Origin of the sequence: uncultured Alistipes sp. (assembly GCF_949296715.1) — a bacterium.
Classification (GTDB): Bacteria; Bacteroidota; Bacteroidia; order Bacteroidales; family Rikenellaceae; genus Alistipes.
Genome location: NZ_CASFQD010000038.1, coordinates 52,347 through 68,064, shown reverse-complemented (window position 1 = coordinate 68,064; position 15,718 = coordinate 52,347). Strand labels below are relative to the sequence as shown.

10 protein-coding genes are annotated in these 15,718 nt (G+C 63.2%); 2 read left to right on the top strand and 8 right to left on the bottom strand.

The features are described from left to right. Positions 1-98: 98 nt before the first annotated feature. Together rpsU and Q1Y33_RS05825 are read right to left on the bottom strand one after the other, a co-directional pair. On the bottom strand, positions 99-290 hold the full coding sequence (rpsU, locus tag Q1Y33_RS05830) for a 30S ribosomal protein S21 (RefSeq protein WP_019149684.1): 192 nt from the start codon (positions 288-290) through the stop codon (positions 99-101). Positions 291-446: 156 nt separating this feature from the next. Further along, entirely contained in the window at positions 447-1,499 is a 1,053-nt protein-coding gene (locus tag Q1Y33_RS05825; RefSeq protein ID WP_300798802.1) for a helix-hairpin-helix domain-containing protein, read from the bottom strand. Between the two features lie 354 nt (positions 1,500-1,853). On the opposite strand from Q1Y33_RS05825, the gene Q1Y33_RS05820 reads away from it, so the two are divergent. Continuing rightward, the gene (locus tag Q1Y33_RS05820; RefSeq protein ID WP_300798832.1) at positions 1,854-2,228 is read left to right on the top strand and encodes a BlaI/MecI/CopY family transcriptional regulator; all 375 of its coding nucleotides are present in this window, start codon (positions 1,854-1,856) and stop codon (positions 2,226-2,228) included. A gap of 2 nt (positions 2,229-2,230) precedes the next feature. Continuing rightward, complete coding sequence (locus Q1Y33_RS05815; RefSeq protein WP_300798801.1) at positions 2,231-4,099, top strand: M56 family metallopeptidase; 1,869 nt, start codon at positions 2,231-2,233, stop codon at positions 4,097-4,099. A 141-nt stretch (positions 4,100-4,240) separates the two neighbouring features. Here the strand turns inward: Q1Y33_RS05815 and Q1Y33_RS05810 are convergent, their stop codons facing one another. The 6 genes from Q1Y33_RS05810 to Q1Y33_RS05785 all read right to left on the bottom strand — a co-directional run bounded on the left by Q1Y33_RS05810 (position 4,241) and on the right by Q1Y33_RS05785 (position 15,628). Then, positions 4,241-6,073 carry a hypothetical protein gene (locus tag Q1Y33_RS05810; RefSeq protein WP_300798800.1) on the bottom strand — a complete coding sequence of 611 codons (1,833 nt, stop codon included), beginning with the start codon at positions 6,071-6,073 and terminating at the stop codon, positions 4,241-4,243. Between the two features lie 176 nt (positions 6,074-6,249). Then, positions 6,250-6,630: a TraR/DksA C4-type zinc finger protein gene (locus Q1Y33_RS05805; protein ID WP_087403686.1), complete on the bottom strand. Its 381-nt coding sequence runs from the start codon at positions 6,628-6,630 to the stop codon at positions 6,250-6,252. A gap of 107 nt (positions 6,631-6,737) precedes the next feature. Further along, positions 6,738-10,229, bottom strand: coding sequence for an isoleucine--tRNA ligase (gene ileS, locus Q1Y33_RS05800; RefSeq protein ID WP_300798831.1), 3,492 nt, complete (start codon positions 10,227-10,229; stop codon positions 6,738-6,740). A gap of 267 nt (positions 10,230-10,496) precedes the next feature. Next, complete coding sequence (locus tag Q1Y33_RS05795) at positions 10,497-12,326, bottom strand: ABC transporter ATP-binding protein (RefSeq protein ID WP_300798799.1); 1,830 nt, start codon at positions 12,324-12,326, stop codon at positions 10,497-10,499. A gap of 135 nt (positions 12,327-12,461) precedes the next feature. Next, a complete protein-coding gene (rnhA, locus tag Q1Y33_RS05790; RefSeq protein WP_300798798.1) occupies positions 12,462-12,926 on the bottom strand; it encodes a ribonuclease HI in 465 nt (154 codons plus the stop codon). 74 nt (positions 12,927-13,000) lie between these two features. After that, positions 13,001-15,628 (bottom strand): valine--tRNA ligase, encoded by a 2,628-nt coding sequence (locus tag Q1Y33_RS05785; RefSeq protein WP_300798797.1) that lies wholly within the window; start codon positions 15,626-15,628, stop codon positions 13,001-13,003. Positions 15,629-15,718 lie beyond the last annotated feature (90 nt).

Here is a 15,718-nt window from a genome sequence, read left to right as displayed (position 1 = left end):
TTTTTCCGGATTTCTCCTGCTGTTCTGGATCGGGTGTATTTATGTGGCAAGGGCCGCATCCTGCTGGATGCGGCCCTTGGCTTGTCGCAGCGAGGGGATTACTCCTCGTCGCGGTACATGTGCTCCACGTAAATGGCGTGCTGCATGGCCTCGCGCTTGGCGATCGAGGGCTTCGTGAAGTACTGGCGGCGGCGCAGCTCCTTCAGAACGCCCGTGCGCTCGTATTTACGCTTAAACTTCTTCAGGGCGCGCTCGATGTTCTCGCCCTCTTTTACCGGCATGATAATCATGGTCTTGTCTTTTTTATTGTTATTGTTTTCGTTTTCTTTCGTGTTGCGGGACATTGGCCTTTTGCCGTTCTGTCCCTTTTTTCGGAGGAATCGTATATCCCTTCCCTCTGTTGCGGGAGCCTGCGTCTTCCGTCGCCGCTCACCCTTTCGTTCCGTTTACTCGTCGTCGGGTCCGCTCTGTTTGCCGAACACCAGATACGGAGCCAGCCGTGCTGCCTCCTCCCGGGTCATTATGTCCTGTTCGATCAACTCTTCCGCGGTGCTCCAACCTCCTTTCAACTGGCGTACTTTCAAAAGTCTCCTCAGCGTTGCCGGCGCCATGTACGGATGCCGCCCCAACTCTTTCGGGCTTGCAAAGTTAATATCAATTTTCCGAATTTCACAACTGTCGCAGTAAATTTGTTTCAAAATTTTCTCGTAGTTGCGCTCCGTGATGCCCGGAATCTCTGCGAGTTGCTCCGTGCGGACGAAGCCGCCGAGCCGTTCGCGGTATTCGATGATCCGCATGACGGTCTTCTCGCCGATGCCCCATACGCGGCGCAGCGTCGCCGAGTCGGCCGTGTTGAGGTTGACGGGCTGCTCGATAGGGTGGGGCGTCCGCTCCGGGAAGATGACATAGGGCTCGAGCGCCGCGGCCACCGAGTCGCTCACGACGTAGCAGTCGCGCAGCTCCTCCATGTCGTAGATGCCGTGCAGGTCGCGCCAGCGAATGAACACGTCGGCCTGCCGTTTCGTCAGCGCCCCGATGGCGCGCAGGTATTGGGCGCCGACGGTGTCGATGCGGAAGGGTGCGGGGGCCATCGGCTCCGGAAGCGGGCGTCCGGTGCGGTATTCGTGCGGGGCCATGGCGTATTTGCGTCCGATGCGGATGTAGGGCTCCAGCTGCCGGTAGGTCGAGTCGCTGATGCCGTAGCAGAGCGAGACATCCTCCGGGATGCGGAAGACCTTGCCCGCCGCGCGGTATTTCAGCAGGCTGACCGCCTCGTAGTTTGTCAGCCCGAGGGCGAGCAGCTCGTCGCGGTCGGCCGTGTTCGGATCGAACGGCCGCATGCGGACCGTGTCGGTGCGCTGTTCCATGGCGAGCTCGACGCGGCGGGCCGCCTCGGGGTCGGCCTTCGGCCGGGCCAGCGTCAGTCCCAGGATCAAAAGTCCGGCCAGCGGCAGGAAGACCGCCAGTGCTCTGATTTCGCGTTCGGAAAAGAGTGCCATCTCCGTGTGTCGGGTTGGTTCGTGTCGGTTGCCGTGCAACGGGATGCCCCGTTGGCGATTCCCGGCATTTCATGTTCCAAAATTAGGAATTTTTCGGCGAATGGGGTTGTTCCGCATCTCCTTTTTTCTTTTCGGGGGGCGCCTGCCTTTTTGCGGGTGCGGCGACCTTGCTTTCCGCCCCCTGACCGGGCTTTTTTTTGATACAACTATAAAAAATAGTTGTACAATTAAATTTTTTAGTTACCTTTGCGGTGAACACTCCTCCCTGCCGGATCGCAGCGCCAGTCGGACGGCAAGCCTGCGAACCGCAATGGAGGAGCCAAAAAACGGACTGCCATGGAGAACAAGACGACACTGGAGCGGCTGACACGCCGCGAAGAGGAGCTGATGCACCGCTTCTGGGAGCACGGACCGATGTTCGTGCGGGAGTTGGTGGCGCTGTTCCCCGACCCGAAGCCCCATTTCAACACGATTTCGACGATGGTGCGCTCGCTCGAAGCCAAAGGCTACGTCGCGCATGAGGATTACGGCAGCACCTACCGCTACCATGCCGCCGTGAGCGAGGAGGAGTTCTCGCGCCGCACGCTGGGCAACGTCATCAGCCGCTATTTCGAAAATTCCTACCTCGGGGCCGTTTCGGCGCTGGTCGAGGAGGAGAAAATCTCGGTCGAGGAGTTGCGCGCCCTGATCGAACGCATCGAAAGGAACCGGACCGACCAAACCCGCTGACCATGGAAGCCCTGCTGACCTATACGTGGCGCGTGGCGGCCTGCCTGGCCGTGGCGTGGCTCTTTTTCCGGCTGCTGCTCGGGCGCGAGACGTTTCACCGGCTGAACCGCCTTGTCGTGCTGGCGCTGCTGGCGCTCTCGTTCCTCCTGCCCCTCTGTGTCATCACCGTCTGCCGCGAGGTGCCCGTACCCTATGAAATATGGGTCCGTGCAGCGGAGATGCGGCCGGCTGCCGTCCCGGCTTCGGTTGCGGCGCCTTTCCCGTGGGCGGCGCTTGTGGGCGGGCTTTATCTGGCCGGTGTGCTCGCGGCCCTGCTCCGCACGGGTTGGTCGCTTGCATCCGTCGTGCGGGTGATCCGCAGCGGGCACCGCGAACGCCTTGCGGACGGGGCGGTGCTGGTCCGCACGCCGCAGCCGGTTACGCCCTTCAGCTGGGGCCGCTGGATCGTGCTCGGCGAGCGGGAGGATGCGGCGGATACCGCGGCGATCCTGCTCCACGAACGGGCCCATGTGCGGCTGCGCCATACGTGGGACCTGCTTTTGGCCGATATGGCCGGCTGTCTGCAATGGTTCAATCCGGCGATGTGGCTGCTGCGGCGCGAGTTGTGCGCCATCCACGAATACGAGGCCGACCGTGCGGTGCTCGAGGCCGGGGCCGATGCCCGCACCTACCAGCTGCTGCTGGTCCGCCGGGCGGTCGGCGCGCAGGCCTTTGTCGCAGCCAACAATTTCAACCACAGTAAACTTCAAAAACGTATTGCCATGATGCTGAAAAAAAGATCATCCCGCTGGGCGGCGGCCCGCACGCTGCTCATCCTGCCGCTTACGGCGCTGGCGCTGGGGGCTTTTGCCCGCACGCTGCAAATCCCGACCGTGAAGGCGCCCGATACGGCGCTGCTCCCGGCCACGATGTCCGGAACGGACTCCGTGCGCGAGGCCTCGCTCGAATCCTCTTCGAGCACGATTGTTTCGGCGCCGGAGAAGGGCAGTAAGGCGCTCTCCGCACCGGACGCGAAGCCTGCATCGCTCTATATTGTCGACGGTGAGGTGGCGGACCCCGCCCGCGTGCAGCGGCTTCAAGCCGAGCGGATCGCTGCGGTCTCCGTACTCAAGGATTCGACCTTCACGGCCCGCTACGGGGATGCGGCCCGCAACGGGGTGGTGGTGATCTCGACGCGCGCAGCCCTGCCCGACAGCATCGCGTTGCGCGAGGCGCAGCGCCGGGCGGAGGAGGCGACGGCCTATTTCCGGAGCCCGGAGTGGAAGGCCGTGCAGCAGAGGCTGGACGGTGCGAACGGCTACTTCCAGAGTGAAGAGTGGGCCGAGGTGCAGCGGAAGATGAATGAGTCTCCCGACTATTTCCGGAGCCCGGAATGGAAGGCCGCGCAGGAGAAGCTGGCTGCCGTGGGCGACTATTTCAAGAGCGCCGAGTGGCGCGAGGCGCAGCGGAAGGTGGCGGCGACGGTCGATTACTTCAAAAGCCCCGAGTGGCTGGTGGCGCAGGAGCAGCTGGCGGCCATGAGCGACTATTTCGACAGTGACGAGTGGCGCGAGGCGCAGCGCAGCCTGGAGAAGGGGTGGCAGGGGCCCGATTCCGCGTCGTCCGCGGATGCTGCCGCGACGGCGGAGCAGGCTGCAGCCGTGCGCGAGCACGATATTGTGGTAGTCGGCACCGGCAAGATGAAAAAGGCGGACCTGCTTTACGTGGTTGACGGCAAGCGGGTCTCCTACCGGAAATTCTCGGCGCTGGATGTCTCGACGATCGAGGAGATCAATGTATTGAATAGTGAAAGCGCCGGGCGGAAGTACGGCCGCCGGGGCCGCAACGGAGCCATCGAAATCACCACGAGGCAGGCCGGCGGCGGGCAGTGAACGAATCCGTAAGCAAAAGATAAAAAGTTCATCGGAGCGGAGTGTCCTGTTGCGGGCGCTCCGCTCCTTTTTGGTGTCCGAAGGCGGGGGCCGGAGGCCGGAAGTCGGGACCCCGAAGCAGGAAGCCGGCTGGCTGTCCGTTTACTCGAACGAGACGATCTCGGGTCTTGTCGGGCGGTAGCGGACCTGCTCCAGGCGCGTGGAGTTCGACAGCCGGAAATACTCGCTCTCGACAAGGCCCTGCTTGCCGAAGGCGATGCCGAGCCGTATCTGGATTGTGTTGAAGACCAGCCGCTCGTTGCGCAGCCGCACGCCGATGCCCAGCGAGGTGTAAAATTCGTTCTTGAAGATGTTGGGCGAATAGCCGATCAGCCCGAAGTCCGCAAAGCCGAAGAAGGCGATGCGGAAGCCCAGCGGATGGTAGGGCGAGAAGAGCACCGTCTCGGTGTTGAGGATCATGCGGTTCGTGCCGATGGCGTACTCCTTGAGTGCCTGAAGGCCGTTTTCGCTCGTGAAGCGGATGCTTTCGTCGCTCCCCGCGAGGCGGTTCCAGCCCTGCGTGTAGTTGAGCGAGAGGAACTGGCGGATGCGGCTGCGGCGCAGCATGAAGAGGTTGGAGAACCACCGCAGGTCCACATCCACGGCGCTCTGACGCCACATGCCGTTCGTGGCGTCGATGTAACTGCCGAGCGTCAGCCCGCCCATGAGGTAGCCTATGGAGTGGAATCCGCCCGCCTGTCCGCTGATGCCCAGGTACATCGCATCGCGGAATTCCCCCCAGACATAGCCGCTGACCACCTCGGCCTTGTATCCCGTGGCGAGGTACTCGCGCAGTCCGAATCCGTAGACCATGTTGGCCGTGTAGAAGCGTTCTCGGTAGAGGCCTATGCCGGCCAGCAGGGCATCCTGGTCGTGCAGGATGGGGTTGTAGTCGGGGCTCACGGCGGGGCGTTCGCTCTCGCGGCGGTAGTTGTAGCGCCCCGTGATGTAGATGCTCGACCGGATCCCGGGCAGGAGGTGGGAATAGCCGCCCCAGGCGTCGAGGTTGCGCTGCTTGACGAGCCGCGACGTGTCCTGCTCGATCATGTAGAGTTTTTCGCGGATGTCGCCGTAGGTAAGTCCGATCTCGTAGTCCGTCGGACGGAGGAACTCCTTGCGGAGCCCGAGGCTGAGCGTCGAGTTGTAGAAGTCGCGCCCGGCGGCGAAGTCGGCCGTGCAGAAGGTCCCCATCACGTTGGGTATCTCGTATTCGACCATGTTGCCGCCGTAGGAGAAGTCCTCGCGGTTGAAGTTGGTCTTCAGGCGCAGGAGGTTGCCCGTGCCGAAGATGTTGGCGTCGTAGAGCCCCACCATCGTGCGCCCTTCGGAGTAGAGGCCGCCGTCGACACTGATGGTCCAGCTGTCGCGCGTGGCGATGACGATGTTCACGCGGGTCGTGTCCTCGGGGTCGGGCACGACGTTGATGTCGACGTCGGAGATGTAGGAGCGCGAGCGCAGCAGCTGTTTGTTGCGGATGATCGTCTGCGGGTCGAGCTTTTCGCCGCTGCGGAAGAAGAGGTCGCGGCGGATGACCCGTTCGCGCGTCAGGGCGTGCGTCTTGTTGGCCGTGCGTTCGAGCCAGTTGCCGTCGGGGTCGAAGACCTGCCGGCGTTCGATGGCGATTTCGCCGATCGTCTTGCCGGCGAAGGGTTCGAGCAGCACGCTTTCGTCGAAGGCCTGTCCGGTCGCCGTGGTGTCGAGCACGGGGCGCACGAAGATCATGCGGTAGAGCAGGCTGGACACCTTGCGGCGCGAGCTTTTCGAGCGGATGCTGTCGTAGAGCCGCTGGTTGTTGACGCCGCGCCCGGGGTTGAAGCGTCCGGCGCTGTCGGGGGTGAAATGTTCGGGTTTGTGCACTTTCGGTCCCACGGGAAGCGCGGCGGCGGGGAAGACCGTCGTCAGCAGCAGGAACAGTATGCAGATTCGGGCGAACATACGTCAAAGATAACGCATTTTCACGACAAAAAGTATCAAAAAACGCTGTGCGAATCACGCTGCATACAAAAAAAGGTCCGCATCATGCGAACCTTTTTTTCATATCGGTTGCGTCGGAAGGGATTTGTCTCCCGTCCCGAGCCGGAGGATCGGGCGTTCCCCCCCCCGGTTTCGGGTTACTTGCGGCGCTCCTTGGCCTCGATGCACTCCGTGGCGTGGGGCACCTTCATCAGCCGCTCCTTGGGGATGAGCTTGCCCGTGGTCTTGCAGATGCCGTAGGTCTTGTTCTCGATGCGCACGAGCGCCATCTCGAGGTTGCGGATGAACTTCATCTGATGGGCCGCCAGGCGTCCGCTCTCCTCCTTGGAGAGGGTCGTCGCACCCTCTTCGAGCACCTTGAATGTCGGCGAGGTATCTTCCGTATCGTTGTCTGCCGTATGGGTAATCGTGGCGCGCAGCAGCTCGTAGTCCGCACGTGCGTTCTCAAGCTTTTTCAGGATAAGCTGCTTGAACTCTTCGAGTTCGGCATCGCTGTATCGGGTTCTTTCGTCTGCCATAGTCGGTACTCTCTTTTTTGGTTTTATGTAAAATTAAGTATTAATTCTGAAAATACCAAATTTTACGGGAATAACGTGCGCCGGCCCCTCCGTATTGTGTGCGGACCTTAAATCCGCGTTACGGCGATCTTCAGCGGCTCGTCGTCCAGATCGGAATCCACGACGACGGCGCCGGACGGAGCCGCCGCGGCCTTCACCCCGACGGCCAGCGTCTGCGACGCGATGTAGTCCGAGAACTTGGCGAGGGCCTGCTCGACGGCGGGTTTTGCCTCGATCTCCACGCGTATCTTGTCCGTGACCTCGAATCCCGACTCCTTGCGGATGTTCTGGATGCGGTTGATCAGCTCGCGGGCCACACCCTCGGCGCGCAGTTCGTCCGTCACGGTGATGTCGAGCGCCACGGTGAGCTTGCCCTCCGATGCCACGAGCCATCCGGGCATGTCCTCCGAGGTGATCTCGAAGTCGGCCGGCGTGACGGTGATCCGCTCTCCGCCGAGGTCGAGCACCGTTTCGGGTGCGGCCTCGATCTGGGCGATGCGCTCCTGCGAGAACTCCGCGGTCATGGCGGCGATCTGCTTCATGTACTTGCCGTAGCGCGGGCCGAGGGTCTTGAAGTTGGGCTTGATGCGCTTGGTGATGATGCCCGTGGTATCCTCGATGAGCTCCACCTGCTTGACGTTGACCTCCGAAAGGATGAGGTTCTTCACGGCCGAGATGTGGGCCGCCATCGCGGGGTCGAGCACCGGGATGATAATCTTCGTCAGCGGCTGGCGCACCTTGATCGAGACCTTGCGGCGCAGGGCCAGGACCATCGACGAGACGCGCTGCGCGAGCGACATCATCTCCTCGAGGTCGGGGTCGATGAGCCGCTCGTCGGCCTCGGGGAAGGTCGACAGGTGCACGGACTCGTCGCCGTGTCGTCCGCTCACGGCGTTCAGGTCGGTGAAGATGCGGTCCGAGATGAAGGGGGCGAAGGGTGCCGCCAGCATCGAGACGGTCTCCAGACAGGTGTAGAGCGTCTGGTAGGCCGCGAGCTTGTCCTCGGACATGCCGCCGCCCCAGAAGCGCTTGCGGTTCAGGCGCACGTACCAGTTCGAGAGGTTCTCGCCGACGAACTCCTGAATGGCGCGGGCCGCGGGCGTCGGGTCGTAGTCCTCGAGCGAGCGCGTCACCTCACGCACGAGCGTGTTGAGCAGCGAGATGATCCAGCGGTCGATCTCGGGACGCTTTTCGACGGGAATCTCCGCCTCGCGGCCCGTGAATCCGTCGACGTTGGCGTAGAGGGCGAAGAACGAGTAGGTGTTGTAGAGCGTGCCGAAGAACTTGCGGCGCACCTCGTCGACGCCGTCGCGGTCGAACTTGAGGTTGTCCCACGGCTGCGAGTTGGAGATCATGTACCAGCGCGTGGCGTCGGGTCCGTAGGTTGCGAGCACCTCGAACGGGTCGACGGCGTTGCCCAGGCGCTTCGACATCTTGTTGCCGTTCTTGTCCAGCACCAGTCCGTTGGAGATGATGTTGCGGAAGGCCACCGAGTCGAAGAGCATCGTGGCGATGGCGTGCAGCGTGAAGAACCAGCCGCGCGTCTGGTCGACGCCCTCGGCGATGAAGTCGGCGGGGTAGACCTCGTTGAATCCCTCCTTGTGCTCGAAGGGGTAGTGTACCTGGGCGTAGGGCATGGCTCCCGAATCGAACCACACGTCGATCAGGTCGGGTTCGCGGCGCATCGGCTCGCCCTTCGACGAGACGAGGACGATCTGGTCGACATAGGGGCGGTGCAGGTCGATGCGGTCGGTCGAGTAGTTCTCCTTCGACATGTCGCCCACGCGGAACTTCGGGAAGGGGTTTTCCTTCATCACGCCCGCGGCGACCGCCTTTTCGATCTCGGCCATGAGCTCCCCGACCGAACCGATGCACTTCATCTCCGAGCGGTCCTCCGTGGCCCAGATCGGCAGGGGCGTGCCCCAGAAGCGCGAACGCGAGAGGTTCCAGTCGTTGAGGTTCTCGAGCCACTTGCCGAAGCGTCCCGTGCCGGTCGACTCGGGTTTCCAGCGGATCGTGCGGTTGAGCTCGATCATGCGCTCCTTGGCGGCCGTCGAGCGGATGAACCACGAGTCGAGCGGGTAGTAGAGCACGGGTTTGTCCGTGCGCCAGCAGTGGGGGTAGTTGTGGACGTGCTTCTCGATGCGGAAGGCCTGCGAGGCGGCCTTCATCTTCATGCAGATGTAGATGTCGAGCGACTCGGCAGCCTGCGCGGCCTGCTCGTCGTAGCGGCCGTCGACGGTGAACTGCGGGTCGTAGGCGTTCTTGACCCAGCGGCCGGCGTATTCGCGGTAGCGGTCGACGTCGACGCATTCGGCGACGAAGCGCTCGTCGAGCTCGTCGAGCAGGTAGAACTTGCCCGTGAGGTCGACCATCGGGCGGGTCTCGCCGCGCTTGTTGATCATGAAGAGCGACGGGATGCCCGCGGCGCGCGCCACGAAGGCGTCGTCGGCGCCGAACGTCGGGGCGATGTGGACGATGCCCGTACCGTCCTCCGTGGTGACGTAGTCGCCGAGGATTACGCGGAAGGCCTTTTGCGAGGCGTCGTGCCAGTTGCCGTCGGCATCCGTCTCCACGGGCTTGACCCACGGCAGCAGCTGCTCGTAGTGCATGCCTTCGAGTTCGGGGCCCTTGTATTCGGCAACGACCTCGAACGGCACGAGCTTGTCGCCCGGCTTGTAGGCGTCGAGCGAGAGACCCTCGGCCTTCTTGTTGAAGTGGTTGTAGAGCAGTGCCTTGGCCAGCACGGCGGTGACCTTCTCACCCGTGTAGGGGTTGTACGAGCGCACGGCCACGTAGTCGATCTTCGGGCCGACGCAGAGCGCCGTGTTCGAGGGCAGGGTCCACGGCGTCGTGGTCCAGGCCAGGAAGCAGGGCGTGCCCCAGCCCGTCATTTCGGGCTTCGGGTCGCGGATGCGGAACTGCCCGACGACGGTCGTGTCCTTGACGTCGCGGTAGCAGCCCGGCTGGTTCAGCTCGTGGGTCGAGAGGCCCGTGCCGGCGGCCGGCGAGTAGGGCTGGATCGTATAGCCCTTGTAGAGCAGCCCCTTGTCGTAGAGCTGCTTGAGCAGCCACCACAGCGTCTCGATGTACTTGTTGTCGTAGGTGATGTAGGGGTCGTCCATGTTGACCCAGTAGCCCATCTTGCGCGTAAGATCCTCCCACACGCCCGTGAACTCCATGACGGCCTCGCGGCACGTGCGGTTGTACTCCTCGATGGAGATGCGGCGGCCGATGTCCTCCTTCGTGATGCCGAGCTTCTTCTCGACGCCCAGCTCCACGGGCAGGCCGTGGGTGTCCCATCCGGCCTTGCGGTGCACGAGGTAGCCGCGCTGGGTCTTGTAGCGGCAGAAGACGTCCTTGATCGTGCGGGCCATGACGTGGTGGATGCCCGGCATGCCGTTGGCCGAGGGGGGACCCTCGTAGAAGACGAACGTGGGGTGTCCCTCGCGGGTGGTGATGCTTTTGTGGAAGGTGTCGTGCGCGTCCCATTCGGCGAGCACGTTGGCGGCCAGACCTGCCAGGTCGAGACCTTTATACTCCTTGAACTTCATAGGTATGTGTGGTTGTTATTTGCCGGTTTTCTGACAAGCAGCAAAGATAGGAAAAAAGATTGGAAAAATTGCAAAAAACAGCGCTTTCGGCGCCGCCCGATGCAAAACGGCACGCCGCGGGGGCGTGCCGTGAGTCGTTGTTGAGGCCGGGTGTGCCGTGCGCGGACGCTTGTCCGGAGGCGGAGGTGGCGCGTGAGGCCGTTTGTCCTGAAAGGGGAGGGCGCACCGGATGGCTGCCGCGGCGGGGCGTTTGGGCCGTCCCGCCGGAAGGCGTCAGTCGAACGACTGCATCTCGATGAGCTTGGCATAGATGCCGTTGCGGGCCATCAGCTCGTTGTGCGTGCCCTGCTCGGCGATGCGACCGTGGTCCACGACGATGATCTTGTCGGCGTTGTGGATCGTCGAGAGCCGGTGGGCGATGACCACCGACGTGCGGCCCACGAGCAGCTTGTTCAGGGCCTCCTGCACGAGTTTCTCGCTCTCGGTGTCGAGCGCCGAGGTCGCCTCGTCGAGGATCAGGATGTCGGGGTTCTTCAGCACGGCGCGCGCGATCGAGAGACGCTGCCGCTGTCCGCCCGAGAGCTTCACGCCGCGGTCGCCGATGTTGGTCTGGTAGCCCTTCTCGCATTCGGCGATGAAACTGTCGGCATTGGCGATGCGGGCCGCCTCGACGATCTCCTCGTGCGTGGCCGAGGGTTTGCCCATGGCGATGTTGCCCTCGATCGTGTCGTTGAAGAGCACGGTGTCCTGCGCCACGACGCTCATGTGGGCGCGCAGGCTCTCCTGCGTGTAGTCGCGCAGCGAAACGCCGTCGATGAGGATGTCGCCCGAAGTGGGGTCGTAGAAGCGCGGGATCAGCTCGCTGAGCGTCGACTTGCCGCCGCCCGACGGTCCGACGAGCGCCACGGTCTGTCCGCGGAGAATCTCGAACGAGATGCCGTCGATGACTTCGCGCGTGCCGTCGTAGGAGAAGTGCACGTCGCGGAACTCGATCTTCTTTTTCAGCCCCTGCAGGACGCGGGCCCCGGGCCGGTCCTCGATCTCGGGCCGCGAGTCGATCACCGAGAAGATGCGCTCGCCGGCGGCGATGCCCTGGTTGATGTTGGCGAACTGGTCGATGAAGGTGCGCACGGGGCGGGTGATCTGCGAGAAGATCGCCACGAAGGCGATGAAGCCGCCCGGGTCGAGCGACCCCTTGGCCACGAGCGAGCCGCCGAAGACGAGAATCACCCCGACGGCCGTGATGCCGAGGAATTCGCTCATGGGCGAGGCCAGCTGCTGGCGCCGCGCCATCGAGAGGGTGAGGCGCGCTAGGTCGGCGCTGATCTCGTAGAACTTCTGCTTGACGTACTGCGTGGCGTTGTAGCTCTTGATGACCTTGATGCCGGCGAGCGATTCGTCGAGCGTGGCGACCATTTCGCCGGTGCGCTTCTGGTTGGTGCGGGCCGGGTGGCGCAGGCGCTTGACGATGTTGCCGATGATGAGCGCCACGACGGGCAGGAACAGCACCGAGAAGGCCGACAGCTCCCACGAGATGGCGAGCATCATGACGATGTAGCCGATGATGAGGAACGGCTCGCGGAAGGCCACCTGCAGCGTGTTGGTGATGCAGAACTGCACGACGCCGACATCGGAGGTGATCTTCGAGATGATGTCGCCCTTGCGCTGCTCGGAGAAGTAGCCGACGTTCATGTCCATGACCTTCGAGAACATCTCGTTGCGCATGCGCTGGAGGGTCTTGGCGCGCATGCTCTCGACGGTCCAGGCGCCCATGTAGCGGAAGAAGTTGCTCAACAGGCTGATGCAGATGGCCACGCAGGCCAGCAGGATCAGCACGTTCTGCCGGTCGTAGGTGTCGAACAGGTGCGAGTAGGCGTAGTTGAACAGCGAGGCCAGGTACTCCTGATTGAGTTCGAGCGGCGGCAGCGTCTCCACGGGCTCCGGCGTGAACCCCTCGTCGAACATCGTGTTCAGGATCGGGATGATGAGCATGAACGTCAGCGAGTTGAACAGCGCGTAGAGGAGCGAGTAGAAGAAGTACGGGATGGCGTATTTTTCGATCGGGCGGGCGAAGCCCAGCAGCCGCAGGTATGTCTTGAACATTCCGGAGTGTTTGGTTGGTTAACGCAATGACGGCACAAAGATAGGAATAAATCGCGCGAAAAGAGAATAATAGGCGAAATATCGGCGAATTATGGTCGCATAACGGGCAGGAAACGGAGTCCCGGGCCGTGCCGCCTACTCCTCGCCGGGCGTATATCCGCGGTCTTCGGCCAGGTGGGCCGTGTCGTTGGCCGCGGCGACGGCGAGGCGGTCGCAGCGGTTGTTCTCGACGGTCTCGGCATGGCCCTTGACCCAGACGAAGCGGACCCGGTGGCGGCGGTAGACATCGAGGAAGCGGCGCCACAGGTCGGGGTTTTTCTTGCCGGCAAAGCCCTTCTTCTCCCAGCCGAAGAGCCACCCCCGGGTCACGGCGTCGACGACGTATTTCGAGTCGGAGTAGATCGTGACGTCCGAGCCCTCGAAGCGCAGCGCCTCGAGCGCCACGCAGACGGCCATGAGCTCCATGCGGTTGTTCGTCGTCAGGCGGAAGCCCTGCGAGAGCTCCTTGCGGTGCGGCCCCGAGAGCAGCACCACGCCGTAGCCGCCCGGCCCGGGGTTGCCCAGCGCCGAGCCGTCGGTGTATATGGTGATTGTCGGCATTCTTGCGTCGGTCTCTGCACGAAACCGGCAGGAAGCCGGACCTTTCCCGCTTCCTGCCGATTCGCCGGTGTCGTCTATTTCAGTGCCGCGATCTGCTCCTTGAGCGCCGCGATCTTGGCTTCGGCATCGGCCTGCTTGGCCCGCTCGTTGGCGACGACCTTCTCGGGCGCCGACTGCACGAAGCGCTCGTTCGAGAGCTTCTTCATCACCGAGGCGAGGAAGCCTTCGTAGTAGGCCAGGTCGTCCGAGAGCTTTTTGATCTCGGCCTCGGTGTCGATCTTGCCGGCCATCGGCACGAAGTACTGCGTCGTCTTGACGAGGAAGGCCGCGGCCGCGGGGTCCTTCTCCGTGATGAAGTCGATCGACGAGAGGTTGGCCATCTTGCGCATCAGCGGGGCGTACTCCTCGGGGTAGTTCTCGTCGCGGATCACTTCGAGGACGAGCGTCTCCTTCTGCGGGAGGTTCTTCTGGTTGCGGACGCTGCGCACCGCCGTGATGACCTCGCGCGCCAGTTCGAAGCGCGCCAGCACGCCGGGCTTCTCCTCCGCGGGCTGCGGCATCGGGGCCACGCAGATCGACTCGCCCTCGCCGCGGGGTGCGAGCGCCTGCCAGATTTCCTCCGTGACGAAGGGCATGAAGGGGTGCAGCAGCCGCATCAGCGCGTCGAAGAAGGCGCGCGTGGAGGCCATCGTCGCCGCATCGGCCGGCTCGCCGTAGGCGGGCTTGACCATCTCGAGGTACTGGCCGCTGAAGTCGTCCCAGAAGAGGCGGTAGGCCTCCTTGAAGGCCTCCGAGATGCGGTACGAGCGGAACTCCTCGTCGATCTGGCGCAGCGAGCGGGCGAGCGCCTGCTCGAACCATTCGACGGCCGAACGCTCGGTCTCGCCCTGGCTGCGGTTTGCGTCGACGCTCCAGCCGTTGACGAGGCGGTAGGCATTCCATATCTTGTTGCAGAAGTTGCGCCCCTGCTCGCAGAGCGCCTCGTCGAACATCACGTCGTTGCCGGCCGACGAGGAGATGAGCATCGCCATGCGCATGCCGTCGGCGCCGTACTGGGCGATCAGCTCCAGCGGGTCGGGCGAGTTGCCCAGCTGCTTGGACATCTTGCGGCCGATCTTGTCGCGCACGATGCCCGTGAAGTAGACGTTCGAGAAGGGCTTTTCGCCGCGGTATTCGTATCCGGCCATGATCATGCGGGCGACCCAGAAGAAGATGATGTCGGGAGCCGTCACCAGGTCGTTGGTCGGGTAGTAGTATTCGATTTCGGGGTTGTGCGGATGGCGGATGCCGTCGAAGACCGAGATGGGCCAGAGCCACGACGAGAACCACGTGTCGAGCACGTCCTCGTCCTGCCGCAGGTCCGAGAGCTGCAGCGAGGCGTCGCCGCTCCTGGCGCGGGCCTTCGCGAGCGCCTCCTCGGCCGTCGGGGCCACGACGAAACCGCCCTTGGGCAGGTAGTAGGCCGGGATGCGCTGCCCCCACCAGAGCTGGCGCGAGATGCACCAGTCCTTGATGTTCTCCATCCAGTAGCGGTAGATGTTGCGGTACTTCTCCGGCACGAAGCGGATCGCCTCCTCCATGACGGCCTTCGTGGCGGGTTCGGCCAGTTCCTTCATCGAGAGGAACCACTGCATCGAGAGCTTCGGCTCGATGGCCACGCCCGTGCGCTCCGAGTAGCCGACGTTGTTCGTGTACTCCTCGGTCTTCTCGAGCAGCCCGGCGGCGGCCAGGTCGCCCTCGATCTTGCGGCGCACGTCGAAGCGGTCCTCGCCGACGTACATGCCGACCTTGTCGTTGATCGTGCCGTCGTCGTTGAAGATGTCGATCGTCTCGAGCCCGTATTTCTCGCCGAGCATGTAGTCGTTCACGTCGTGGGCCGGCGTCACCTTCAGGGCGCCCGTACCGAACTCGATGTCGACATAGGTGTCGCGGATCACCGGGATCGAGCGGCCGACGAGCGGCACGATGACGCGGGCGTCGGCGGGCAGCCACTGGTAGCGCTCGTCCTCGGGGTTGACGCAGAGCGCCGTATCGCCCAGAATGGTCTCGGGACGCGTCGTGGCGACGATGATCGCGCGGTCGGAGCCCTCGACCAGGTAGCGCAGGTAGTAGAGCTTGCCGTGCGACTCCTTGAAGACGACCTCCTCGTCCGAGAGGGCGGTCTGTGCCGCGGGGTCCCAGTTGACCATGCGCACGCCGCGGTAGATGCGCCCCTTCTCGTAGAGGTCGCAGAAGACCTGGATGACCCCTTCGGTGCGGGCGTCGTCCATCGTGAAGCAGGTGCGCTCCCAGTCGCACGAGGCGCCCAGCTTGCGCAGCTGCTTGAGGATCACGCCGCCGTACTTCTCCTTCCACTCCCAGGCGTAGCGGAGGAACTCCTCGCGCGAGAGCGACGACTTCTCGATGCCCTTTTCGCGGAGCATCGCCACGACCTTGGCCTCCGTGGCGATCGAGGCGTGGTCCATGCCGGGGACCCAGCAGGCGTTCTTGCCCGACATGCGGGCGCGGCGGATCAGCACGTCCTGCAGCGTGTTGTTGAGCATGTGTCCCATGTGCAGGATGCCGGTGACGTTGGGGGGCGGAATAACGATCGTATAAGGCTCTCTTTCATCGGGTTCCGAGTGGAAAAGCCGGTGCGAGACCCAGTAGTCGTACCATTTCGCCTCGATCTGTTGCGGCGCGTATTTGTCTGCGATTTGCATAGGACGTAGTGTTTTGCTTAGGAAATTCAGGGATGCAAAGTTATCAACATTCTGTCAAAGTTAAAATAAAATCCGTGAAAAATCGTTACC

What these genes read in the sequence shown, in the direction of transcription:
- rpsU (WP_019149684.1), bottom strand. Translation starts at nt 290, where the DNA reads ATGATTATCATGCCGGTAAAAGAGGGCGAGAACATCGAGCGCGCCCTG.
- Q1Y33_RS05825 (WP_300798802.1), bottom strand. Translation starts at nt 1,499, where the DNA reads ATGGCACTCTTTTCCGAACGCGAAATCAGAGCACTGGCGGTCTTCCTG.
- Q1Y33_RS05815 (WP_300798801.1), top strand. Translation starts at nt 2,231, where the DNA reads ATGGAAGCCCTGCTGACCTATACGTGGCGCGTGGCGGCCTGCCTGGCC.
- Q1Y33_RS05810 (WP_300798800.1), bottom strand. Translation starts at nt 6,073, where the DNA reads ATGTTCGCCCGAATCTGCATACTGTTCCTGCTGCTGACGACGGTCTTC.
- Q1Y33_RS05805 (WP_087403686.1), bottom strand. Translation starts at nt 6,630, where the DNA reads ATGGCAGACGAAAGAACCCGATACAGCGATGCCGAACTCGAAGAGTTC.
- Q1Y33_RS05795 (WP_300798799.1), bottom strand. Translation starts at nt 12,326, where the DNA reads ATGTTCAAGACATACCTGCGGCTGCTGGGCTTCGCCCGCCCGATCGAA.
- rnhA (WP_300798798.1), bottom strand. Translation starts at nt 12,926, where the DNA reads ATGCCGACAATCACCATATACACCGACGGCTCGGCGCTGGGCAACCCC.
- Q1Y33_RS05785 (WP_300798797.1), bottom strand. Translation starts at nt 15,628, where the DNA reads ATGCAAATCGCAGACAAATACGCGCCGCAACAGATCGAGGCGAAATGG.